At 48.4% G+C, this 25,023-nt stretch carries 22 protein-coding genes; 9 read left to right on the plus strand and 13 right to left on the minus strand.

What is annotated here, in order from left to right:
• Window positions 1-24 precede the first annotated feature (24 nt).
• Window positions 25-573: a TRAP transporter small permease gene (locus ACQUQM_RS10930; RefSeq protein WP_432474531.1), complete on the minus strand. Its 549-nt coding sequence runs from the start codon at window positions 571-573 to the stop codon at window positions 25-27.
• 130 nt (window positions 574-703) lie between these two features.
• Window positions 704-1,708, minus strand: coding sequence for a TRAP transporter substrate-binding protein DctP (gene dctP / locus ACQUQM_RS10935; RefSeq protein WP_432474532.1), 1,005 nt, complete (start codon window positions 1,706-1,708; stop codon window positions 704-706).
• 417 nt (window positions 1,709-2,125) lie between these two features.
• On the opposite strand from dctP, the gene ACQUQM_RS10940 reads away from it, so the two are divergent.
• Window positions 2,126-3,193, plus strand: a complete 1,068-nt coding sequence (locus ACQUQM_RS10940; protein WP_432474533.1) for a GlxA family transcriptional regulator — start codon at window positions 2,126-2,128, stop codon at window positions 3,191-3,193.
• Between the two features lie 349 nt (window positions 3,194-3,542).
• Here ACQUQM_RS10940 and ACQUQM_RS10945 read toward each other — a convergent pair whose 3' ends face one another.
• A complete protein-coding gene (locus ACQUQM_RS10945; protein WP_432474534.1) occupies window positions 3,543-4,664 on the minus strand; it encodes a GlxA family transcriptional regulator in 1,122 nt (373 codons plus the stop codon).
• Between the two features lie 673 nt (window positions 4,665-5,337).
• Here ACQUQM_RS10945 and ACQUQM_RS10950 point away from each other — a divergent pair.
• From ACQUQM_RS10950 to fdhA, 3 genes are all read left to right on the plus strand, one after another.
• Entirely contained in the window at window positions 5,338-6,606 is a 1,269-nt protein-coding gene (locus tag ACQUQM_RS10950) for a porin (protein ID WP_432474535.1), read from the plus strand.
• A 9-nt stretch (window positions 6,607-6,615) separates the two neighbouring features.
• A complete protein-coding gene (locus tag ACQUQM_RS10955; RefSeq protein ID WP_432474536.1) occupies window positions 6,616-6,780 on the plus strand; it encodes a hypothetical protein in 165 nt (54 codons plus the stop codon).
• Between the two features lie 478 nt (window positions 6,781-7,258).
• Window positions 7,259-8,458, plus strand: coding sequence for a formaldehyde dehydrogenase, glutathione-independent (gene fdhA / locus ACQUQM_RS10960; RefSeq protein WP_432474537.1), 1,200 nt, complete (start codon window positions 7,259-7,261; stop codon window positions 8,456-8,458).
• A gap of 57 nt (window positions 8,459-8,515) precedes the next feature.
• Here fdhA and ACQUQM_RS10965 read toward each other — a convergent pair whose 3' ends face one another.
• The 3 genes from ACQUQM_RS10965 to ACQUQM_RS10975 all read right to left on the minus strand — a co-directional run bounded on the left by ACQUQM_RS10965 (window position 8,516) and on the right by ACQUQM_RS10975 (window position 10,847).
• On the minus strand, window positions 8,516-8,959 hold the full coding sequence (locus ACQUQM_RS10965; RefSeq protein WP_432474538.1) for a GNAT family N-acetyltransferase: 444 nt from the start codon (window positions 8,957-8,959) through the stop codon (window positions 8,516-8,518).
• 231 nt (window positions 8,960-9,190) lie between these two features.
• Window positions 9,191-9,427, minus strand: a complete 237-nt coding sequence (locus tag ACQUQM_RS10970; RefSeq protein WP_432474539.1) for a cold shock domain-containing protein — start codon at window positions 9,425-9,427, stop codon at window positions 9,191-9,193.
• 292 nt (window positions 9,428-9,719) lie between these two features.
• Window positions 9,720-10,847, minus strand: a complete 1,128-nt coding sequence (locus ACQUQM_RS10975) for an FAD-binding oxidoreductase (protein ID WP_432474540.1) — start codon at window positions 10,845-10,847, stop codon at window positions 9,720-9,722.
• Between the two features lie 348 nt (window positions 10,848-11,195).
• Between ACQUQM_RS10975 and ACQUQM_RS10980 the strand changes: the two genes are divergently transcribed.
• From ACQUQM_RS10980 to ACQUQM_RS10995, 4 genes are all read left to right on the plus strand, one after another.
• Window positions 11,196-12,470: an aromatic ring-hydroxylating oxygenase subunit alpha gene (locus ACQUQM_RS10980; protein WP_432474541.1), complete on the plus strand. Its 1,275-nt coding sequence runs from the start codon at window positions 11,196-11,198 to the stop codon at window positions 12,468-12,470.
• Window positions 12,471-12,753: 283 nt separating this feature from the next.
• Window positions 12,754-12,933: a hypothetical protein gene (locus ACQUQM_RS10985; RefSeq protein WP_432474542.1), complete on the plus strand. Its 180-nt coding sequence runs from the start codon at window positions 12,754-12,756 to the stop codon at window positions 12,931-12,933.
• 443 nt (window positions 12,934-13,376) lie between these two features.
• Window positions 13,377-15,254, plus strand: a complete 1,878-nt coding sequence (locus tag ACQUQM_RS10990; protein WP_432474543.1) for a methyl-accepting chemotaxis protein — start codon at window positions 13,377-13,379, stop codon at window positions 15,252-15,254.
• A gap of 289 nt (window positions 15,255-15,543) precedes the next feature.
• On the plus strand, window positions 15,544-16,314 hold the full coding sequence (locus ACQUQM_RS10995) for an NAD(P)-binding domain-containing protein (RefSeq protein ID WP_432474544.1): 771 nt from the start codon (window positions 15,544-15,546) through the stop codon (window positions 16,312-16,314).
• Between the two features lie 79 nt (window positions 16,315-16,393).
• Here the strand turns inward: ACQUQM_RS10995 and ACQUQM_RS11000 are convergent, their stop codons facing one another.
• Entirely contained in the window at window positions 16,394-17,497 is a 1,104-nt protein-coding gene (locus tag ACQUQM_RS11000; protein WP_432474545.1) for an MBL fold metallo-hydrolase, read from the minus strand.
• 130 nt (window positions 17,498-17,627) lie between these two features.
• Between ACQUQM_RS11000 and ACQUQM_RS11005 the strand changes: the two genes are divergently transcribed.
• Window positions 17,628-18,236 carry a TetR/AcrR family transcriptional regulator gene (locus tag ACQUQM_RS11005; RefSeq protein WP_432474546.1) on the plus strand — a complete coding sequence of 203 codons (609 nt, stop codon included), beginning with the start codon at window positions 17,628-17,630 and terminating at the stop codon, window positions 18,234-18,236.
• Window positions 18,237-18,342: 106 nt separating this feature from the next.
• Here the strand turns inward: ACQUQM_RS11005 and ACQUQM_RS11010 are convergent, their stop codons facing one another.
• The 6 genes from ACQUQM_RS11010 to ACQUQM_RS11035 form a co-directional block, all read right to left on the minus strand.
• On the minus strand, window positions 18,343-18,582 hold the full coding sequence (locus tag ACQUQM_RS11010; protein WP_432474547.1) for a hypothetical protein: 240 nt from the start codon (window positions 18,580-18,582) through the stop codon (window positions 18,343-18,345).
• 106 nt (window positions 18,583-18,688) lie between these two features.
• Complete coding sequence (locus ACQUQM_RS11015; RefSeq protein WP_432474548.1) at window positions 18,689-20,266, minus strand: BCCT family transporter; 1,578 nt, start codon at window positions 20,264-20,266, stop codon at window positions 18,689-18,691.
• A gap of 309 nt (window positions 20,267-20,575) precedes the next feature.
• The gene (locus tag ACQUQM_RS11020; RefSeq protein ID WP_432474549.1) at window positions 20,576-20,776 is read right to left on the minus strand and encodes a hypothetical protein; all 201 of its coding nucleotides are present in this window, start codon (window positions 20,774-20,776) and stop codon (window positions 20,576-20,578) included.
• A gap of 277 nt (window positions 20,777-21,053) precedes the next feature.
• Entirely contained in the window at window positions 21,054-21,782 is a 729-nt protein-coding gene (locus tag ACQUQM_RS11025; RefSeq protein WP_432474550.1) for an outer membrane protein OmpK, read from the minus strand.
• Window positions 21,783-21,928: 146 nt separating this feature from the next.
• A complete protein-coding gene (locus ACQUQM_RS11030; protein WP_432474551.1) occupies window positions 21,929-23,281 on the minus strand; it encodes an 8-oxoguanine deaminase in 1,353 nt (450 codons plus the stop codon).
• 56 nt (window positions 23,282-23,337) lie between these two features.
• Window positions 23,338-24,759, minus strand: a complete 1,422-nt coding sequence (locus ACQUQM_RS11035; RefSeq protein ID WP_432474552.1) for a nucleobase:cation symporter-2 family protein — start codon at window positions 24,757-24,759, stop codon at window positions 23,338-23,340.
• Window positions 24,760-25,023: the final 264 nt, after the last annotated feature.

Raw genomic sequence — 25,023 nt, forward strand, 5'->3', positions numbered from 1 at the left:
GGAAAGGTTTGAACAAGTCCTTTCTTATATGTGCGGAGGCGTTTCATCAGATTCCCACTCCTTACTGGGGCCATCACGCAAGCCGCTATAAACATGCAGCGCGGTATACAAGGTCATTAATATGAATCCCAGAAAGATACCTAGTTTGGGAATAAAAAATGGCAACTCCAGTCCGGTGGTTCGCTGCCAATCCGGGTAGGCGCTGATCTCTTCCGCCAGCATCAGCCAGCCCCAATAACTGAGCACAATACAGATCAGGGTCTCAATAAAAAGAGTGCAGTTAACAACTATCCATTTAGTTTTAACGTTATCGATAAGCGATAGAAGAAAATCAGCCTTTACATGGGTGTTTTCATAACTACCCACCGCCGCTCCCAGAAAATAAATCCAGAATGCGATCATTAACACCCATTCTTCATAAGCAAAAAGGTCCGCCTGAAACCAATAACGAAGAACAACTACAAAGAAAAAGACAAAGGCCATAATAAGGCTGGATATCGCCAGAAAGTATTTCTTAATATTAAGAAGAACACTAACCAGCCTACCGAGCGGGCGCGGTATATTCAGATGCATACAGCTTCACTCTTGTTATTATTTATTTTAATACCCGCGACCATATCTATTTATTCAGATATAGCCGTGCAGGTAACAGAAAATGAGCCTTTATGTGTTGATAGACAAAAAGGCTCTTAAGACGATCGGTTTACAGATCGGCGATGACTTTTTGCAGCACCTCTTTGCCTAAACGATCTTCCAGTTTAGGCCAGGTTTTGGCACGAATCTCTTGTGCAATAGCGCTACGCTCGGCATCGGAAATAGGCAGGATGTTAACTCCAAACTGTTCCAGCTTCTTCAGATTGGCAGCATCATTCTCACGACTCCAGTCAACAAAACCTGCCGCCGCTTTGGCAAATACCTCAGCGATCACTTTGCGCTGTTCGTCGTTAAGCTTTTTCTCCCAGGTTTTCTTACTGGCATAGTAGGCATAGTTTTCTACGAAAGCGTTGTATGGCACGTAGTTACTTATCGCTTCCTTAAACGTGGTGTAAGTCGCCTCGGGTGTAGCGCCGATCATGCCATCAACCACTCCCTGCTGGATGGCAGGGAAGGCATCGCCCCAGTCAATTGTGGTTGTATTGAAGCCCATATCCTGTGTTGCCAGCTTCGCAGACTGCGCACTCCAGACCCGAATGTTCTGGCCCTTGGCCCCGGTAGTCTTATAGTTTTCCGGAACGGATGATGACATAACCCCAATAAAGCCCTCAGCAGTAACACCCAGAAGTTTCAGGCCCATCTTATCCATACGCTGATCGAAGATACCGTAGAAGTTAGACCCCGGGCTGAATACCTTCTCCATTTCATCATAGTTAGATACCAGGTATGGCAGGGAGTTGATCTCCAGTACCGGATCCTTATGGCTGTAAACAAATGAGTGTACGATATCAATATCGCCACGTACTGTGTCGCCCAATAACTGCTCGCCTGACCCTAGCTGACCCGCAGGATAAAGCTTAATTTTCAGGTCGACACCGGCACCTTCCAGGTCGGTTTTAATCTGACGCAGTACCTCAGAAGCGTACTGATCAGGCGCATGCTGGCTGGCAATTCGAAGTGTTGTCGCTTCTGCAGAAGTTGCCAGTAAAGCACCCATGACCATGCTGGACGCGATAAGTGATTTGAGACTGAATGGATTTTGAATCTTTTTCATTATTTTCTCCGCGTCTTCCATCTGGAAGATTATTTTTATAGTTCGCGCTGCACTCTTACATCGGCCTTTTAAGGGACAGATATAAAGGAACCATTATTTTATACAGAGATAAAACGAGATTTAAAAGGGCGTAAAAACCAACCTAAAATACTCAAATAAAAAATCACCAAGAATCATTGTAAACATAGAATTACATTTAACGATTATTTCCCTACAAAACAGATACTAGTTTAATTTCAAGATATAAAACAGCATATATGTAAATCATATAACCAGATAAACATGTCTATCTATAAATATACATTTACATTTTTTTACAACTATTTACGACTATTAATAACTTTCAACACCAGATGATTTTAAGAGTATAAAAACAGTGCTATAACGCAGAACAAACAATAAAAAGAGCGCTATAAAATGCCTGAAGCCAAAGAGAAACGACAGTTCAGCAACCTGATGCGTGAAACAAACAGTGCTTTTCTCCCCTCCGAGAGCTTTTCTGGCGAGCTCTGTCGGGTCGGCTTCGTACTCCAGGAGCATTTCTCAATGATGGCTTTCACGGCCGCTGTGGATGCGCTGGTCACTGCTAACCTGGTAAGAACCAGCCCATTATTCAGCTATCAGACCTATGGGGGGGATTCTGCCCCCGTTACCAGTGACCTGGGGATTGAGATCGCCAGCCACTCCACCCTGACGACCCTGGCGCAGGAGATCACCAAAACACCGGATATTCTGATCATCTGTGGTGGCTTTCGCTGTAATACAACGGAAAATACTCTGTTATCCCAGACCCTGAGGCAAGCTGCTAAACAAGGATTAACACTAGGCGGCTTATGGAATGGAGCCATCGCACTGGCACATTCCGGGCTTCTGGATAATATGGGCTGCGCCCTGCACCCCGATAACCATGCCTATATGCGGGAAAAATTTCCCAGGGTACAAGTTGCTGACCAGGTTTTTGTCAGCGATAACAAACGCCTGACCTGCGCCGGTCCTGTCAGTGCCCTGGAAATGATGCTGCACATGATAGAGCACACCCACGGTAAGCAAGTAGTACGGGCAATCCGGGAGATCCTCAGTTCTGATCAGTTATCAGAGAGCAGCAACCAAAAACTGACGCCGATCGGTGATGACCCTCGTCTGCCAAAGACTCTGCGTGATCTTATCGAACTGATGGCGGCAAACATTGAAGAGCCGATGAGCGTTGACGAACTGACCGAGTATGTGGATATATCGCGGCGTCAGGCAGAGCGTCTGTTCCAGACCCACCTGGATACTTCACCGGGCCGGTATTATCTGGAATTGCGAATTACCCATGCCCGCCGACTGCTGTTACAAAGCAACGAGTCAGTAACAAACATAGCCCTGGCCAGCGGTTTTGTAAGTACCAGTCATTTCAGTAATTGCTATAAAGATTATTTCGGTGTATCACCCAGCCATGCGAGGGACAGAACGGCAGTGGCTAGACCGCCGCGAAGCGGCTAGCTAGAACCGCTGAGCAAGCTCAGCTCGCTAATGGCTAGAAAAAGCGTAAAAAGCCTTCTTAATTCAGGACCTGCCGGGATTACCTCGGCACTTCGTAAGAATTGTAGGTTGGTGCTGAGCGCAGCGATGCCCAACATCAAGCTAGAATAAACGAAGATCAAAACCCTCTTTAAATAGCCTTTCTGAACAAGTTCTCTTACTGCGCACACAAACCAGACCCAAAAAAGCCCTCAGTTAAGAAGGCTTTGTGTTTTTGACTTTTCTAGCCACTAGCAGTGACGCTTGCGTCACGCTCTAGCTAGCTGCGCAGCAGCGATCTAGCCACTGTTTTTTAATCTAGCCACTGCTTTTATATAGCGACAGAACCAAAACTTGGCTCAGTCTGAGCATAATTGAGAGCGGAAGCGGAACGGGCAGCCTGCACCATCATCAGGTTTTCCTGTAACGGATCACGCAACACATTACTCTGACCGCTACTGGCCCAGACACTTTTACGTTCATCCCGTGGCGAGATGCCAAGGTGTTTGCGGTAACAGCGGCTGAAATGCGGCGTTGACACAAAACCACAGGCGGCTGATATCTCAACGATCGACATACTGGATTGTTTCAACAGCTGTCGGGCGCGGTCCAGGCGTAATTTCAGGTAATAGCGCGACGGCGAACAACTCAGGTACTTATGGAACATGCGCTCCAACTGGCGCCGTGAAACGTCGACAAAGCATGCCAGTTCATCCAGCTCAATGGGTTCTTCCAGATTATTTTCCATCAGTTCGATCACATCCACCAACTTCGGCTTAGGCTGACCGCTGTTATGCATCTGCCTTAGTGGCACCCGCTGCTGATCAAATTCACCACGAATACGATCGCAGACAAACATATCCGATACCGCACTGGACAGTTTAGGACCATGCTGCAAGGAAACCAGATGCAAGAACATATCCAATGGCGAATTACCACCGGAAGAAGTCATACGATTACGGTCAATCGTAAACAGGCGGTTGTTGCAGTTAGCCTTAGGAAAGCGTTCCTGCAACGCAGCCATACACTCCCAGTGCGCACTGCAATCATAGCCATCCAGAAGTCCGGCATGGGCCAATGCATATGTCCCGGTGCAGATACCACCCAAAATCGTTTTCCGACGCCCCTGGGATTGTAGCCAACTGACCTGACGCGGCCGGAAGCTGCGCGTGATATCGACGCCACCGGCAACAATAATAATATCCAGATCCGGCGCATCCGCTATGGAGAAATCGGCATTAAAACTTAAGCCATCACTGGCAGATACCGGATTACCGTCTTCAGTAATCATATGCCAGCTGTACAATTCCTCACCAGACAGCTGGTTCGCCATTCGCAGGGGCTCCATCGCAGAAGCCAGCGCAATCATAGTAAAATTGTCCAGTAATAGAAAACCAACCCGGGTCAGCTTCGGTTCGCCATTAGCAGAATTCAGTGCAACAACATTGGTCATCGGTATGCCCTCTTTAACGTACTGCTCATCGCTGACGATGAGATAGCTTCAATTAGTGAAACACAACAATCAGTACATTATTTTTTATTATCGTAGGACTTATCTTTCAGGGGTTAGATAGCAGCATAGAACTGCATTTTTATCCCAACCTCTGCGCCTTGATCGGTCTCTTAATTATTTACGTTTTACCCCATTCACCTGCCTGGTTGAACGTCATCGGGTCAAAAACGTCAGGACTCATAATAACCCGCTGAAAAAAAGCCGAATCACCAAAAACGACCTTTCCGGGACAACGCTTACCCAAAAACGACACAAGCACCCAATTTACTCTTGATGCAGATCAAAAAAAGCAAAATAAATATGTTGTTCAGATGTCGCTAACCGGCATGAATTTTTGTCGATAATTCGCAAAATTCACCTATCCCCCTGCTCTCTTGAAGCATACATATTAATCAACCAAAAACCGCTGAATCCCTCTATTTGCAACCTTTATAGCAAAAACAAGGGCTTTTATGGTTAATTATTAGACAATAGATCATTCCCTGCTATTACTTAATGCTATTGGGGGTGGGAAGCCGGGCCCGGCTTAAGAGAATAGCTGTACGATTAAGTCATAATCAGTACGTTTTCTCGTCTCCGGGTAGTCTCTTAAACGACAAGGTGGATCAGCCCTATGAAAATGCAGAAAAAACTCCTCACGGTATCAATTGCCGCATCACTGGCTTGTTTCTCAACCACATCCGTTCTGGCCGCAGGTCATACTGAAGTTGAAGCCCTTCGGGCTCAGATTGAAGCGATGACTAAACGACTCGATCAACTGGAAAAGCAGTCAGCCAACGCTGAAAAGATGGCCGCTGCAGCGGAAGAAAAAGCGCAGATGGCAAGCCAGAGCAGTGCAGGCAAGGGAATTCAATCAGGCAATGACAAAGTTCGTGTCACCCTGTCTGGTCATGTTAACCGGGGCCTGCTGTGGGCCGATGACGGTGAAAGCAGCAACGTCTACCATGTGGATAATGATGCCTCCTCTACCCGGATGCGGGTTATCGGCGAAGCCGATGTCTCCGACGATATGACCGTTGGCGCCGCTATGGAAGTCCAGCTCGAATCCAATTCAAGCTCAAGTGTGACTCAAGACGATGAAGATGGAACAACCTCTGACGGCTTTACCAAACGCCGTGCCGAGGTTTACTTCGCCAGCAAGCAGTACGGCAAACTCTGGGTCGGCCAGGGTTGGACTGCATCGGAAGGCACCTCTGAAATGGATCTCTCCGGAACAGCTCTGGCAGGCTACTCCGCCACCACGGATATGGCTGGCGGGATTAAATTCCGTGATAGCAGTGGATCATTCGTATCAACTGGACCTGATAGTTTTCTCACCGCAGGTAATGTATTCACTAACTACGATGGCCAGGGCCGACAGGATCGTATCCGCTATGATACACCAGCCTTCGGCGGCTTTACCTTCTCGGTTGGCGCCATTGAAAACGATGTCTGGGATACCGCCCTCAGGTATTCTGCTAACTACGATGGTACCAAGGTGGCCGGCGCAGTGGCATATTCTGAACCCGACTCCTCCAGTGTCGATAGCCGGGTCAACGGCTCTGTATCCGTTCTCCTGCAGGGCGGTCTGAACCTGACGCTCGCGGCCGGTGAACAAGATGCTTCCAGCGGTAGTGACCCAAGCTTCTATTATGCAAAACTCGGTTACCAGACCCGCATGAATGGTGCCGGTATGACCGCATTCTCGGTAGATTATCACGGCGCTGACGATGTTCACACGGATGGCGATGAAGCAACCAGCTATGGTTTGCAGGTCGTGCAGAAGATCGATTCATGGTCTACAGAAACCTATCTCGGCTGGCGCACCTATGAATTGGATCGCTCTGGAATCAACCTACAGGATATCGATGCACTGATTGCCGGTGCGCGGGTTAAGTTCTAGGAGTAGCTTATGAACTGGCACAAGCTGACAGGAATTGCAGTACTGATCTATCTGCTAAGCGGATGCAGCAACGGACAGTACTACCAATACAGCAACAACCTGGAGCAACCTTCAGGTCCCGGCTTACTTAGCGGTCCAGATGGACAGTTCGGCATTACCCGGGAATCCAAATAGCACCTTCCCGGTATGCAAAGGAGACTTCGGTCTCCTTTTTTTGTTTTTGATTTTTCTAGCCACTAGCAGCTGAGCTTGCTCAGCGTTCTAGCTAGCCGGACGTGTCCGGCAATCTAGCCAATGAAATACCTGAAGGCCTTCTAACTTTGTTTCAGTGCGAGGTATATTTTCACCTCGTAAATAGACCAAAAACTTGACACCAAATTATTAGTTTTTTGTTTTTGTTTTTGATTTTTCTAGCCACTAGCAGCTGAGCTTGCTCAGCGTTCTAGCTAGCCGGGCTTGTCCGGCGATCTAGCCACTGTATAAAAGCCTTCGGCTTTTATCCTGTCGCTCCCGATCAACTCCTGTGCCGGTCAGGGTCAGTTTCCGGTTTCCGCTTCCCGCTAAAGTGGCGTGGCGCCTTCCACAATGCTGTAGGTAGTCCGAAAGGAAACCTGGAAGCGCGCTAAATAAAACAATAACAGGAGTAGTTACCATGTGTAGCAACCATGCCAACCGTGGTGTTGTCTATAAAGGCCCGGGTGAAGTCGCTGTTGAATCTATTGCTTTCCCAGAACTGGCGCTGGGCAACCGAAAATGTGAACACGGTGTAATACTGCGTGTTCTGACCACTAATATCTGTGGCTCCGACCAGCATATGGTTCGTGGCCGTACCACCGCTCCATCCGGTCTGGTTCTGGGCCATGAGATCACCGGTCAGATTCTGGAGTGCGGCAGTGACGTCGAGTTCCTGAAGCCGGGTGATATCGTTTCTGTACCGTTTAACATCGCCTGCGGCCGTTGCCGTAACTGTAAAGAGGGCAATACCGGTATCTGCCTCAGCGTGAACCCTGCCCGTCCGGGCGCGGCTTATGGCTACGTTGATATGGGCGGCTGGGTAGGCGGTCAGGCTGAGTACGTCATGGTACCTTATGCCGACTTTAACCTGCTCAAGTTCCCGGATTCTGACCAGGCGATGGAGAAGATCCGTGACCTGACACTGCTATCCGATATATTCCCTACCGGTTTCCACGGCTGCGTTACCGCAGGTGTTGGACCTGGCTCAACTGTGTATATCGCAGGAGCAGGTCCTGTTGGTCTGGCTGCAGCAGTATCTGCTCAACTGCTGGGTGCCGCCTGCGTTATTGTCGGTGATATGATCGAAGATCGCCTGGAACAGGCGCGTAGCTTCGGCTGTGAAACCATCGACCTGCGTCAGGAAGGCGAGATGGCCGATAAACTGGAAGTTATCCTGGGTGAACGTGAAGTTGATGCCTTCGTCGACTGCGTAGGATTTGAAGCCCACGCCTGTGGTTGTAACCACGGAGTTGAAGCACCGGCAACTGTACTGAATTCGGCGATGGAAATGACCCGCGCTGGCGGCCAGATCGGCATTCCGGGCCTGTATGTTACTGAAGATCCTGGCGCTGTGGATGACGCAGCCAAGCAAGGTGCTCTAAGCATGCGCTTTGGCCTGGGCTGGGCAAAATCCCACTCGTTCCATACTGGCCAATGTCCGGTAATGAAATACCACCGCGCGCTGATGCAGGCGATCCTGTTCGATAAGGTCGATATTGCTAAAGCGATCAATGTTCAGGTGATCAGCCTTGAGCAGGCGCCACAAGGCTATGCCGATTTCGATGGTGGCGCAGCGAAGAAGTACGTTATCGACCCGCACGGTAGTGTTGCAGCGTAAAACTATCATCAGATAAAACCAGAAAAGCAAAAGGAGGCAAAAGCCTCCTTTTTTATGTCATAAATTTAACGAGTAAGCATAGAAGTCTTCATTTGTACGCTGAAAACCAAGCTTCTCATACAACCGCTGCCCCGGCGTATTATCTTTTCCTGTCAGCAGGTCAATTCTGGCGGCTCCATGCTCACAGGCAAAAACGGCGGCCTGCTCCATCAGCATTTTACCGGTGCCTGACTTACGCCTGCCCGACTCAACAAACAGATCGTAAAGAATAAATATCTTTATCGCATCCACCGAGCAAAATGATGGATACAACTGAACAAAGCCTATTACTGACCCATCCTCAACAGCTATAAAGATCACCGACTCGCCGTTTTCAATCCGCTCAGAGATAAACCGGGTTGCCAGCGTCAGATCGGTATCACATCGGTAAAACTGCCGATACAGGTCGAAGAGTCGGGCTACATCTGGGATATCAGTTTTATCCGCTCTGATGATTTTCATCGACTCTCCTGTGAATGATCGCGCCCTTGAATTTTAATATTTCGATAGCAATCTCTAAAGATACAGACCCGACAGGGTACAAGAACATACCACCGGATAGGTAATAACAGATATCTCAGATACAAAAAACGCCCCAACAGGAGCGCTTTAGTTTTGTCTTTTTTTATTGTTTAATCGCTCATTATACCGGTTCAGGTAATCAAACTGCTTCAAATGACTCATCTGACCCAGTTACAGCGCTTCAGATTCCTGGGATTCCAGTTCACTGACCGGTTTAATATTTACCGCATGAATTCCGCTATCACCTGGCTTAGTTTCGAACTCGACCGCCTGACCCGCCTTAAGGCTCTTATAACCATCAACAAGAATCGCCGAATAGTGTGCAAACAGATCCTCGTCAAAATCGGACGATATAATAAAACCAAAGCCTTTTACATTGTTAAACCACTTTACCGTTCCCGTATACATCCACTTCACCCATCGACAGATATCGTCATTACGCCCACAACATCCGCATACAGCATCAGAGCGCTCCCCCTTCCTCCCTGAAAACTGTTCTCCTGTGTTTAATATTGAACAACAGTATAGATCTGTATATAGGAAAAAGTCTCAATCTCACTGCTGAGGCCAAATTACTTGATAACTATCAGTTTTTTTTCATAAGAAAAGCTTGGTGGAAGCATCAATATTACGATAAAGGATAGACAGTCCAATAAAAAAGGAGGCTAAGCCTCCCCTTTAATTGGACTGTGATGTCGCTTTAAAAATCGATTACCACATCGCCCTGCGGCACACTGCAGCAAGACAGAACATAGCCTGCCGCCACATCCTCATCGGTGATGCCACCGTTATGGTCCATAGTCGCTTCACCCTCTTTCACCATCACCTTACAGGTACCACAGATACCCATACCACATGCCTTAGGTATATTCAGATCAAGCTTAGATGCTGCAGCATGAAGGGTTTCACCCGGCATAATCTGAATACTCTTACCGGTATTGGCAAAATCGACCCGAATCATTTCAGACTGATCAACTGCCAGAGCTTCTTCCTGAGCGCTATCGGCCTGATCTTTCGCATCCTCGGCGATACCTACCGGAGTCTCACCGAAGGACTCTTCATGGTAGCGGCTCATATCAAAACCGTTACTCTCCAGTAGTTGCTTCATCGCAGCCATGTAAGGACCCGGTCCACAACAAAATACTTCCCGCTCCATGAAATCCGGAGCGATCATCTCCAGCTTAGCCTGATCCAGATAACCGCGATAACCGTGCCATGCCTGACCGTTATCAATCTTTTCGCAGATCAGATGCAGACTGAAATTACCGATCCGGGATGCCATATGATCAAGTTCACGCTGGAAGATAATATCTCCCGGGGTACGGGCACTGTGGGCAAATGCCATATCGACATCGGCATTGGTATCGAAGAACCAGCGGGCCATAGACATCATCGGCGTAATACCCACGCCACCAGACAATAGCAACACTTTGCTGGCTGGATAATCAATACAGTTAAACACACCGACCGGGCCGTGTACTGCCAGCTCATCGCCCTCCTGCATATTATCGTGCAGCCAGTTTGATACTTTACCGCCCGGCGCCCGTTTGACCGTGATAGAGAAACTGTATGGTACCGATGGAGAGCTCGAGATAGTGTACGAACGCATCACCTGCTTTGCATCGATCTCAAGTTCCAGAGTTACAAACTGACCCGGCTTAAAGAAGTACATTACCGGCTGCTCAGACATAAAGCAGAAAGTGCGCACATCCCAGGTTTCTTTAATCACTTTGACGCAACGCACGTTGTGACGACCATTGACCCAGGTCTGAGTGTTAACCGGGATAAAGTTGTCAGCGCTGACAACAACAGGAACTGTATTGGTCATAATCTATCTCTCTTCTAAGGCCTGAAGGCCCTGTGCAAATAACAATTAAACGGCACAGGGATCCCCTGCATTTACCAGTTCCAGCCATTGTCTGCCCAGCACGATTTACAAAATTAACCAGTAACGACAAAAACTTGCTTATTGCGACCAGAGCTTGCCACTGCAAGCCCTGAAGTCGATTTAGGTACAGTCCGATGTCGCAAATGGTCAATCTGCGACAAGGTTCTTGAGCGAGGATAGCGTTATCGGTAATGCCGACACAGTTCGTAGGGTTTTGTCCTAACAGCAACCTGTATGAACAGCGGATTTATAAAAATTGCACTCTGGTGCTTATGAGGATAAAAACAAATGAACCAGAACGATCTGCTGAATACCACCAGCGCCACTATTGAAGATGCAAGGCAGGAGATGGCAAACCTGCTGGAAGCCCGCCCGGCTAACTATTCTCTGCCACAGCCTCTGTATAACGATCCGCAGATGTTTCGCATCGATATGGAAGAGGTATTTCAGAAGGAATGGCTGTTTGTCGGCATGACCAGCGAAGTCCCTTCTAAAGGCGATTATTTCACGGTTGAGATAGGCCAGAATCCTGTCCTGATCGTACGTGATGCCGATGGCAGCGTGAATGCCTTCCACAATACCTGCCGTCACCGTGGCTCACGGGTTTGCACCGAACACCGCGGCAAAGTCGCTAACCTGGTCTGCCCATATCACCAGTGGACCTATGACCTGAAAGGCAACCTGCTGTTCGCCGGTACCGAGATGGGCGATGCCTTCGATATGAAGGCGCACGGCCTGAAGAAAGCACATTGCAAAACCGCTGGCGGTTTCATTTTTATATCCCTGGCTAAGAAAGCACCGGAAGGCGATTTCGATCAGTTCCTGGAGACTCTGGAAGAGTACATGGAGCCGTACGATGTGGAGAACACCAAACTGGCGGTGGAATCCAACATGTACGAGAAAGCCAACTGGAAGCTGGTTATCGAAAACAATCGCGAGTGTTACCACTGCGCCAGTAACCACCCTGAGCTGCTGAATACACTGCTTGAATTTGACGATACCAAGGACCCTCGTGCGTCAAAAGAGTTTGTCGAACTCCACGCTGAGCAATCCGCAGAGTGGGACGCTGAAGGTATCCCCCACGAGCACCAGAGCTTTGGCCCGGGTCTGCGCAACCGTATCGTTCGGATGCCGCTGAAGAAAGGCACCAAGGTAATGACCCTCGACGGTGAAGCCGGCAGTAGTAAACTGCTGGGCCGGATCAAGAATCCACAGATGGGCTCTATGCGTATTCTGCACTTGCCGAACTCCTGGAACCACATGCAGTCCGATCACTTCATCGTATTCCGGGTACTACCGATCTCCGCTCAGGAGTCGCTGGTAACGACAAAGTGGTTTGTCCATAAGGATGCTGTAGAAGGTGTTGATTACGACCCTGCACGTCTGCGTCAGGTATGGGACGCTACCAATGAACAGGATCGTATCCTGGGTGAAGAAAATCAGCGCGGTATCAACTCTGTCGGTTATCAGCCTGGGCCTTACTCAGAGACTTTTGAGTTCGGTATCATTAACTTTATGGAATGGTACAGCGAGACAGTACAAAGCAACTTGAAAAGCAAGTAAACACTTGATATTGTTGAATAAAAAACCGCCCTATGGCGGTTTTTTTATTAATTCAGTAGCTAGATCGCGGCTTTGCCGCTAGCTAGAACACATCGCAAGCGATGCTGCTAGTAGCTAGAAAAAACCTTCTATCCGGCTGCGGTTTATCAGAGGCTCCGATACTTCGTAAGTCAAGACTTTAAACCCTGCTTAAAAAAAATGTTCTGCTACCCTTAATACTGTTTCAATTGAATTGAATTGACGTAACTCCGTGCCACTGGCACTGGGCGACTAAGGGGGACATATGCAAACACTGAATTTAAACGAGAACGTGCTGGGCTGGGACTGCGATACTTTAGAGGTCAGTTATAACGGTAAGATAAAGACCTTTGATACCGTATGGGAACTGGAAGAGTACCTGGATCACCGTTACGGTGTGTTACTGGTCAGTGAAGAAAGCCTGACCGACGAAACACTGCACTAATACGCATTTTAGTTACACACCCATGGTAAAAAGCTTCAATGACACAGGGACACAGGGACACAGGGACACAGGGACACAGGGACACAGGAAGAGTAACCGGATAGCTGCTACGACGACTACGGGTTAATGAAGAAAGCCTGACCAACGAAATCCTACACATATATGAATGTTGCCATTTTCTAAGTTCTTACAAACCGCCCCAGAGAGGCGGTTTTTTTTTGCGCTCAGTAACTTGAACACCTTATTCTGGGTACTGTTTTAACAATATGGACTCGACTATGACGGCAGCTTTTAGCATTCTAATTCATGGTTGTTCACTTCCCTGATCAAAACTGATCATTTGGCAACCAATAGCTTTTAATATAATCAGATTGTGAACAACAGCTCTGAATTACACAGCTCGTCACGCTATCTTATAAGTTGATGGAATTAAGGAATACCGCATGACCATGAAGCTAACTATCAAGGAAAAAATGTACCTGCTGGCAGCGGCTGTTGCGCTGGTTTCACTATTAATCCTGAGTATAGCCTTATACGGTACTCATACTTTAGACCAGATATCCTCGACTCAGGATCTGGCACGGCAAGTCAACTCTCAGATGCTGATGATGCGTCGCTATGAAAAAGATTTTATCAGCCGCAATGATCTGAAGTACCAACAGAAATTCCATCAGCAAATGGAGGAACTGAAAACCAATAGCCAAACTCTGACAGAGTTTAAGGCTGAAGCAGGGATACCTACTGATAATATTACCGGGCTGATCACCATATTTAACAAATATGATGCAGAGTTTGATCGCCTGGTTGATATCCAGAAACAGCTTGGCTTCGACCATAAGACCGGCTTGCACGGCAAACTGCGTAAAGCAGTACGCGATGCTGAAGAGCAACTCGCCAGTACAGGTGATTTAAGCCTGACCAACGCAATTCTGGAACTGCGCCGGAACGAGAAAGACTTTATCCAGCGTAAGGAACTTAGCTACAGCGCACAGTTTGATGATAACCTGCGGCGGTTCATGACGGTACTGGATAACAGCCACATCAGCAACGCAAACAAACACTCCATCAGTAACTTAATGAAGGCCTACAACACCTCATTCCAGAATATGGTTGCCGGCTATAAGGATCGCGGCCTGGACTCAACTTCGGGGATTCAGGGTGATATGCGAGCCGCGGCCCACCAATCAGAGGCCTTATTGCAAGAGGTCATAGCCGACACCCTGGGCATGACTAAAATCAGGCACGATCAGGTCGAGACCGCTATTACCGTATCAGTTCTTGTATTAGCATCGCTGCTGGTGATATCGCTGATTCTGCTGGTTCGAAATATCGTCGGCGCCCTTGAACGTATCGTCAATCAAATGAAATGTATCGCAGAAGGAGAAGGTGACCTGCGGGTACGTCTGCCGGATGAAGGCCGCGATGAAATAGCCCGCCTTTCTGCCAGTTTTAACTTGTTTGTAAGCCGCATTCAGGAGCTGGTGAAAGAAGTTTCCGATGCGGCGCTCAGCCTGGCCGATGCTGCCGAAAAATCAGCAGCATCGGTTGATCAGACCGCAGAGATGCTCAATCAGCAACAACATGAAACCGACCAGGTTGCGTCAGCTATTACTGAGATGAGCGCCACTGTGGCCGAGGTAGCAAGTAGTGCTGCCACTGCAGCACAGGCGACACAGGCTGCCAATGCTGACAGCCAGCGCGGCAAGGATGTGGTCGATGAAAGCGCTAGTGCTATTCGTAATCTGGCCTCTGAGGTTGAAGCCGCCGCAGACGTTATTCATCAGCTCTCAGAACGATCGGTCTCTATCGGCTCAGTCGTTGATGTCATCAGTGAAGTCGCCGAACAGACTAATTTACTGGCTCTGAATGCCGCCATTGAAGCGGCCCGAGCCGGTGATCAGGGGCGGGGATTCGCAGTTGTAGCCGATGAAGTCAGAATCCTGGCCCAGCGCACCCAAAACGCGACCAACGATATTCACACTATGATTGAAGAATTACAGCATGGGACCCAGAATGCCACTACTGTAATGGAAACCAGCCGCGAATCTGCAGGCATTGTAGTAAGCCAGGCCGTCGATGCAGGTCAGGCTCTGGATTCCATTACCGACGGCGTCAGTACTATCAGCGATCTCAATACGCAGATTGCCAGCAGCTCGGAACAGCAGGCAGCGGTATCCGATGAAATAAGCAAAAGCATTATCAACATCAGCAACTATGCCCAGCAGACTTCGGCGAGTGCAAGCCAGATCCGCACTGCAAGCTCAGAGCTGGCGCAACTGTCACAAAAACTATTTAGCCTGACCAGCCAGTTCAAGGTTTGAAGATTGAATTCTGAGGATTGAGTTCTAAGGAGTGAGTTTTGAGGACTGAGCTGTGAAGTTTCAGATACTTGTAAATCACCCCAGACGGTCGCTTGCTTCAGGCCTGCAGATACTATCGAAACAGGCCCCTTATCCTTTATCGACGTTTTGTTGCAATCAGGGAGGCAAGCCTCCCTTTTCTTAAAAAAGTAAAAGCAAAATCACCCGCAAGGGAATAGAAAAGAAAGGAACCGTTAGCGATATTTACATTTAAGAAATTCAGAGTTAGACATACATATCTGGAGACGTTATGGGAAATGAGACACTGGGGATTCTTGGGGTTGGCCATCTAGCCTCATATACCGTGAAAGGACTTCGTAATAGTGGTGATCAGCGAGGGATTGTTCTTTCACCAAGAGGCTCAGAAACCGCAAAGATACTCTCTGAGAGCTGCCACTGCAGCGTTGCTGCCGATAATCAGAGTGTTATTGACCAAAGTAATATCCTGCTGCTGGCTGTCAGGCCTGACGCCCTGGACAGCCTGCTGACTGGCCTTAGGTTCAAACCTGGCCAAACTGTTATCTCCGTCATGGCCGGTGTCACATTACCGCAGCTACAGCAATTTCCGGAACTAACCGATATATGCCTGGTACGCGCCCTGCCCTCCGCCAGCGCCGAAGCCTGCACCGGTGCCATACCGTTATATCCGGCAAATACCAAAGCAGCAGATCTGTTCAGCCGGATCGGCAAAGTAGTTTCACTGGAGTCCGAAGCGCTATTCGATGTCGCACTATCCCATGCCTGCCTTCACGGCTGGAGCTACTTCCTTATCCAGCAAATAATAGACTGGAGCACCGATCAGGGCATGGACCTGGACACCGCCCGACTAATGGTCGCCCACTCAATCGGCAGCGCCGTCGAGTTTGGCGAAGCGAATCCTCAACTCAGCTACGGTGAAATCGGCAGATCGATCGCCACTGAAGGCACCTTCACCCGCAAGGGAATAGATCAGATAGAAGCCGGTAACGGCATCAGCAGCTGGGTTGATGCAATGAATGAAATACTGAGACAGGCGAAGTAATAAGCCCAAACTGAGAAATCAGTTTATTACTTCCCTGAAGAAAAAAGAGGTGCTACCTCCTTGTCCACTTCACTTAGTTTTAATTAGCACCCAAAGCATACTCAGCCTCTGTTGCTTCTTCCCACCAGAAGACATTCTGCCGAGGCTGCCCAAGCACCAGTGGCTCACCAATTTTTGGCGTCGCAAGTGTTACCGATGCGTCCCAGGCCAGACTGGAAATCCGCTCTAAAGGTTCATACCAGGCATGCAAAGCCAGATCGAAAGTTCCATTATGTACAGGCATAAGTTGCTTGCCACGTAAATCCTGGTGCGCCTGCAAAGTTTGCTCTGGAGTCATATGAACATCCGACCAGAGTTCATCATAAGCACCATTTTCTATCATCGTCAGATCGAAAGGTCCAAACCGTTCACCAATCTCTTTAAAGCCATCAAAATAACCACTATCACCGCTGTAAAACAGATTGTATTCCGGCGTTCGGATAACCCATGAGGCCCACAGAGTCTGATTCCGATCGGTCATTCCCCGCCCCGAAAAATGTTGTGCCGGGGTCGCCGTCAGATTCAGCTGTCCGATCTGAACCGAGTGCCACCAATCCAGCTCAGATATTTTTTCTGCGTGCACACCCCATTTTTTTAAATAGCCGGCAACACCCAGCGGTACTACAAAGTGATCGGTCTTTTCTGCCAGCTGACGAATACTCTGCTCATCAAGATGATCATAATGATCGTGGGATATCAGCACTCCCTCAAGCGGTGGCAGCAGCGCAAGACTAACTGGCACCTGGTGAAATCGCCTGGGTCCGGCCCAGCTTACCGGAGAGGCACGATCAGAAAATACCGGATCAATCAGCCAGTGCTTTCCCTTGACGGCCAGTAACAGGGTCGAGTGACCAAGCCTGTAGATCACAGTTTCCGAGCACTCTACACTCAGCTGCAACGGATCAATCGGTAGTACCGGAATATCCACAGCAGGCACTGCTGTTGAGGGTTTATTGAAGAAATAATGCCAGGCTATTTTTACCGTCTGAGCTGCCCCCGCTAACTGAGTCTCATCAGGGTTTCGGAATTCGCCAGCGCTGAACTGAACAGAATCCGGATATGCCTTCTTTGTCTGATTTACAGAACAACTGATAACACCTGCCACAATAAATCCTCCCAGCAATAAGGTTGTTAATTTTTTCACGACGACCTTCCAATCCTGAATGAACTTTCGGATAGCCAAAAGTAAACTATACGGTGTAGTTTACAATCAAGTTTCCAAAAGTAAACCCTGCAGTGTAAAATTTACGAATCACTAACAGGAACCAAACCAGATGAATCAGCGTGAGCGAAAACGGGCAGCCATCATTGAAGCCGCGATAGGCGAGTTTCTCGAGAACGGATTTCAGGGCAGTAGTATGGATGCCATCTCAGCCAGAGCGGAAGTATCTAAACGTACCGTTTATAACCACTTCGCCAGCAAGGAAGCCCTGTTTCAGGCGATTGTCCTGCAACTGTTTCAACTCAGCGCAGAACAACAGGACTATAGTTACCACTGTGATATTTCACTTGAGCAACAGTTAACCGCGATCGCTCAGCGTAAGATTGAGATGTTCCGGGACGAACATATGCATGGTTTGGTCAGGGTTATTTTTGCCGAATGTATCCATTCTCCCCACCTGATAAGTGAAGCACTGCAGCAGTTCCAGGAACAGGAACAAGGGCTGGATAGCTGGATCAGCGCAGCCATTACCGACGGTAGATTCAAAAAAGCCGATCCGCACTACACAGCAGAGCAGTTTATGGGGCTGATCAAAAGCGTTACTTTCTGGCCTCAACTGTTGATGGGGCAACCAATGCCCGAGGAACAAAAGTGTCAGTTGATTATCAAAGACAGCGTCACTATGTTTCTCAATTACTACGCTGAACCGAGAGCTGAGTGAGAAAAAGCCAGCTGAAGACTACGCGATTTCAGTCTCGATTAATGCAACGAGGGAACAGCAATAGCAGTCCTTATCAAAGCTCCGGTGTATTACCGGCTACTTCAGGTTACTCTTCGATCAAAATCGCCAAAGCTGTGCGTACTTCCGGCAGCATAATTGATTCTTTTTCCTTAAGCTCTGCAACAGCGATAGCGAACTGAGTTTTGATTGTTTCATCCTGCTCCACCAACCAGGCCAGCGCCGCCTGGCTACATTGCTCCGGCGTCCACCCCTGGTCCAGTTGCACGCCTGCACCTTGCAGAAACTCAAAAAAATCATCCTGATCTATCAGGTCCGTAATCATCATTACTCAGTCACTCCAAATTCTAACAATCGCTATAGCGGTATGTTTCGAGATAGTCTACACGCAAAAAGCCGGCACAAGGCCGGCTTCGATCTTTCATACTACAGTATTAACGAACTTCTGAATGCAAGCCTTTGTACAAGCTTACACACATCAGCAACAGCACTACTGTAAATGGCAGACCTACAGTTATAGCACCCGCCTGCAACGCAGTCAGCGCTTCAGAACCACCACCATACAACAGTACACCGGCAATTGTTCCCTGCAGTACTGCCCAGAAGATCCGCTGTGGCACTGGCGCATCAACCTTACCACCGGCAGTGATTGAGTCGATAACTAGAGAGCCTGAGTCTGATGAGGTGATGAAGAACACCAGTACCAGAACAATCGCCAGAATGGAAGTCATCTCTGTCAGTGGCAGATTCTCCAGCATATGGAACATCGCCAGGGATACATCACCGACACCCTTAGTCAGTTCACCAACACCTGCCTGAATCTGATCCAGTGCATTACCACCAAAGGCAGCCATCCATACCGCGGTTACCAGGGTAGGAATCAGCAGCACCGCAGTCATAAACTCACGTACCGTCCGGCCCTTCGAAATACGGGCAATAAACATACCCACGAAAGGCGACCATGATACCCACCACGCCCAGTAGAACACAGTCCAGCCTGTGTAGAACTTATCGTCCTCACGACCGACCCAGTTACTAAGCGGAATAATATCGCTGGCATAGCTGGTCAGAATGCCGAAGAAGTTACCAAAAAACGCGGTAACAGATCCGGCAACAACGATGAACAGCAGCAGCACCCCTGCAATAATCATGTTGATGTTACTCAACACTTTAACGCCGCCATCCAGCCCCCGTATGACAGAGAAGATAGCGATAGCGGATACCGCAATGATAATACCGATCTGGGTAGAGATATTGTTATCAATACCAAACAGGAAGTTCAGACCACCTGACGCCTGGGAAGCACCCAGACCAAGCGAGGTCGCAAGTCCAAAGATTGTAGCCAGTACCGCTACGATATCAATTACGTGGCCAATTGGCCCCCAGACACGCTCACCCAGTAACGGGTAAAAAGCGGAACGGATGGTCAGAGGCAGACCTTTGTTATAGGTAAAGAACGCCAGCGCCAGTGCAACTACACCATAGATAGCCCAAGGATGCAGACCCCAGTGGAACATGGTCGCGCCCATTGCAGCGGAAGCACCTTCCGGAGTATTCGCAGCAGCATTCAGCGGTGTACCCCACCAGTCAGTGTAATACGCAACCGGCTCGGCAACACTCCAGAACATCAGACCGATACCCATACCAGCAGCGAACAGCATGGAGAACCAGGACATACGACTATGCTCAGGCTTAGCTTGCGCGCCACCCAGACGAATTTTACCAACGGGCAGGAAAATAAGTGCGATACAGAACACAACAAAGACGTTGCCGCCGATCATAAACAGCCAGTCAAAGGTTTCGATTGACCAGGTGCGTGCTCCGACCAGCATCTCTTTAGCATCGGCAGGAAAAATCAGTGCCAGGACGACAAAAGCAAGGATCGCCAATGCGCTGGTACCGAATACAGGGTTCAGGATATCCATGCCCATGACCTGGACGTTATCCTGCCCGGCTTTGTAATCGGTAGTATACGCTGCCGACTTAGGACCGGTTTGGACTTTTTGGTTCATAGAACTACTCCAGTTGTTTTTATTATGGGTCACAGGATAAGTTTTAACAGGGTCAAATTAGCCAGGGTCTGCCCGTGTGTCTCTCATCAACCTTATCCGGTGACATAGCCAAATTCAGCAGAAACAAAACCGGTTACCGGTTCTGGTTATTCGCTAAACAGGGCCTATCCATCTTACGAGCTGTCAGCGCTGCAAAAGTTACTTTTTGCGACACATATACTGCGAAGCTGTCTGTTTTCGACAACTGTTATTTTCGCCAACTGTGAATCTGGCAAGGAACTGAGTGCTGCCGCGGAGAGTATAGGCAAGTTAAAAAAAAAGCCACTCCATAGCCGTGAAGTATGGAGTGGCAAATTGCCTGGAAGGGAATCCGGTGACAGATTCAGTTTTCGGGTCAGGCTGTTTCAGGTTGAAGCCTTCAAATTGAAACCCTTCAAAATAAAACAAGGTGCAAGAAGCAAGATCAATACTACCCACACCTGAACCTGCACAAATTTCTTTTAGCGACAAATACCATCCGTTTAACGACTTTTATAAACAGATCCAGACGCAACAGAAAATCCAACTAAGACTTTATTAATCAGCCCTTATTGGACAGAGCTTATACCCCAAACAAAAAAAGCCACCTCAAACCTGAAGCATGAGGTGGCATCCGCTATTCAAGCGCGACTTAAATAAAATTCGGACCTCAGCCCGGACAACGAAGGGGTTGCTGGCCGGACTTAAGTGTCAGAATTCAGCTAAGGCAGCGTTTACTTTTCCTTAGTGAATAGCGGTTATTAAAAGTTTAGAAGTGCCACTTAAGCAGCAGCGCAGGGTTGCGCTCATCAGCACCATCTATACCAAACTTGTTGTTCCAATAAGCATACTCGACACCTACATAAACCGGAGAGCTCGTGCCTATAACCTTACCCGCATTCCATTTCAGCTGAGAGGTGAAGTTCATTTCTGTTTCAAGATCATCAGTAGAGCTGGCCAGATCGAGGAAACCGTCATACAGTAATTCAGCCGAACCCAGTTCAAATGGTACGCCCCATGTCAGGGTCAGCTGTTCGTTATTTTCAGTCTGCTCATTGTTAGCATAATAAAAATTGGCGTTCAGATAACGAAAGCCTGGTACATCAAAGCTAAACCCGACACCTGCCAGGTAGTTATCAAAACCACCCTTAAAGTTTTCACCACTTTCCCAGGTACCTGCCAGCAATACATCCTTCACCGGACCAAAAGACAGATCGGAACCGGTCAGGTAGCCCAGGCTTACACGAGGTGAAAACTCGAGGTAGTTTTCCACGCCTTCATCATCGGACTTAAGGCGGTCCATGAAGAAGAAAGTATCTCCCCAGGTGTGGCCGCTGGCGTGTTCAAAGGTATACACCTGACGGTCAGGGTCACCAACTTCATAGTCACTCCCCTTCAGATAACTCAGGCTGAAATCGCTCCAGAGTTTTTCAGCAGATGCGGTAGTTGAAACCAGTGCGCCGGCCAAGAACAGTGCTGCTGATGACTTAATATGCATGTTTTATTTCCTTAGTTTTTATTGTTATTTCAGTTTTTAGATAAAAAGGTGCCCTACCAGCCAGTTAAGGCCGGTATTGCAAGCTTGCGTTAAAGAATTATTACCGCTCAGAGCAGAGCGGTATTGCTATTCAGGTCGTGATTAGTTCAGGTCACTGTTGCCAGTTTACGCGCCAGTGATTTCTGACGCGCAATCAGGTCGTTCAGATCCTGCCCCACAATTGCGCCATCAAGTACCCGCCATTCCCCGGCGACCATCACCCGGTCAGCCTGATGAGCACCACATAACACCAGAGCCGCTAACGGATCTCCGGCGCCGGCGAAGCGCAATTCGTCCAGTTTAAACAGGGCAATATCCGCCTGCATACCCACTTCCAGCTTGCCAATGTCTTGCCGCCCCAGACAGCGGGCAGATCCTTCGGTAGCCCATGACAGCACCTTCTGGTGGGTAATTTCGTCTGCGCGATAACGCAGCCGTTGTAGCAGAAATGCCTGTCGCACTTCCTGAATCATATTGGAGCCGTCATTCGAGGCTGAGCCATCGACACCCAATCCAACCGGGCTGCCCGCCCGCTCCAGATCAAGCGTCGGACACATACCCGATGCCAGCAACATATTAGAAGACGGACAGTGAGCGATTCCGGTACCCGCTTCACCCAACCGACGGATCTCATCGTCGTTGAAGTGAATACCGTGCGCCAGCCAGACCTGATCATTAAGCCAACCGACTTTCTCCAGATAGTCCAGCGGACGAAGGCCGAACATCTCAATACAGAACGCTGTCTCATCATGGGTTTCAGCCAGATGCGTATGCAATCTGACACCATGTTTCTTCGCCAGATCAGCACTCGCTCGCATCAGGCTTTCACTGACAGAGAAAGGAGAGCAAGGCGCCAAAGCAACCTGGCTCATCGCGCCCTCACCCGCCTGATGATAGCGTTGAATTAAGCGTTCGCTGTCGGCCAGGATAGTATCTTCATCCTGTACCGTACTCTGCGGTGGCAGACCACCATCATCTACCCCCAAACTCATCGAACCACGGGTAAGGTGTACCCGCATACCGAGTTTTCGGGCCTGTTCCATCTGAATATCGATGGCATTTTCCAATCCATCCGGAAACAGATAATGGTGATCGCTTGCCGTAGTACAACCTGACAACAGCAACTCTGACAAAGCCACCTGGGTAGAGACTTCGATCATTTCCTGCCCCAGTCGCGCCCACACCGGATAGAGGCTTTTCAGCCAGCTAAACAACGATTTATTAAGCGCCTGAGGGTAAGCCCGGGTCAGGGTCTGATAGAAATGATGATGACTGTTAATCAGTCCCGGTAACATCACATGCTCCCGGGCGTCAAACACTTCATCAACTGAGCTAACTGGTGTTGCGCCACTGGCAACAAGCTCAACAATACGTTGTCCTTCAATCACTATGCCGCCGGCACAGTGATTATCAAGGGTCGCCAGTGGTGCCTTAATCCAGATACGTTGCGAACTGTTCAACGTTATTACTCCGTCCAGTACTCTAAAGTTATGTTATCAAGTAGTGCTATTAAATATTATCTGTCGACCGATACAGGAACCGGTTCAGCACTCTGCTGATCGTCCTGCTCTTGTGCGGCTGCTTCTTGCTCTTCTTCAACCAGATCTTCCGGCAGAATAATATTCAGGAAGATAGCTGAAAAAGCACCGATTGTGAGAGGGTTACCGATAATACTCTTCATTTGATCAGGCATTGAAGACAGTACCTCAGGTACAAAGTCGACACCAAGTCCCAAACCGATTGAAATAGCAGTAATGAACATTGCCCTGCGATCAAGACCACTCTCGGCAATAATTTTAACACCGGCCATCGCTACGGTACCAAACATGATCAGAGTAGCACCGCCAAGCACCGGTTTAGGCATCTGCTGCAGTACACCGCCGATAATCGGGAACAAGCCGAGCAGAACCAAAATCGCTGCAATAAATAAAGCAACATAACGACTTGCCACGCCAGTCAGCTGAATCACACCATTGTTCTGGCTGAATGTAGTCATTGGCAGACTGTTCAGAGTCGATGCGATGGCAGAGTTAACACCATCAGCCATAACACCACCCTTGATACGCTTAATAAACAGTGGACCTTCAACCGGTTGCTTAGAAACCATGCTGTTAGCTGTCAGGTCACCGGTGGTTTCCAGTGCAGTAATCACATAAATAATAGCGATAGGAATGAAAGCGGCCAGATCAAAGTTAAAACCATACTTAAACGGCACAGGCACTGATATTAATGGTAATGTGCTCAGGCTGCTGAAATCAACTTTACCCATCGACCATGCGACAACAAATCCGACCGTCAATCCCATGATCACTGCACTTAAACGCAGCATATGCACTTGAAAGCGGTTAAAGATAACGATAGTAATCAGCACCAGGGCGGCAAGTAACAGGTTAACCGGAGAACCCAGGTCAGGCGCACCAAAGCCACCGGCAATATCAGTCATTGCAATCTTGATCAGGTGCAAACCGATCAGGGTAATGATGGTACCTGTAACGATTGGGGTAATGATTTTCTTAAGCTTATCGATGAAACGGCTTAAAATAATCTCCACGAAAGCCGCCAGAAAGCAGACGCCGAAAATAGTTGCCAGAATATCTTCTGGTGTGCCGCCTCTGTTTTTCACAATAAAGCCGGCAGCCAGGATGGAACTGAGGAATGCAAAGCTGGTGCCCTGCACGCAAAGCAATCCGGAACCAACCGGTCCGAAACGTCGCGCCTGAATGAAAGTACCAATACCCGATACGATAAGCGCCATGCTGACCAGGTAAGGTATTTCACTACCTAAGCCAAGCACCCCGCCCACAATCAAGGTTGGTGTAATGATACCAATGAAGCTTGCCAGCACATGCTGCAACGCTGCAAAGGTTGAAACGGAAAATCCGGGTCTATCGTCCAGTCCGAAAACCAGATCGTTTGATGATGAGTTGCCTTGTGCCATCGTGTATCACCTTATTTATTGTTATATCGGTTTAGCTTCTGGCCCTATCCTTAGCAGCCATCGGCGCACGGTTCAGTTGATCATGTTGTCACCGAACACCACAAAAGATAAACAAATATCAAGAAAACATCCAGACAATTGTATACATAAATGTATCCACAATATGAAATATTGCTTTCTTTCAATTAAAAAACAATAGTTTATGGAAAAATTACACTTATGTAATTAAGACGAATGGATGAATAAAAGATCTCTGAAAACAGC

Source organism: Amphritea sp. HPY, from assembly GCF_050870985.1.
Classification (GTDB): Bacteria; Pseudomonadota; Gammaproteobacteria; order Pseudomonadales; family Balneatricaceae; genus Amphritea.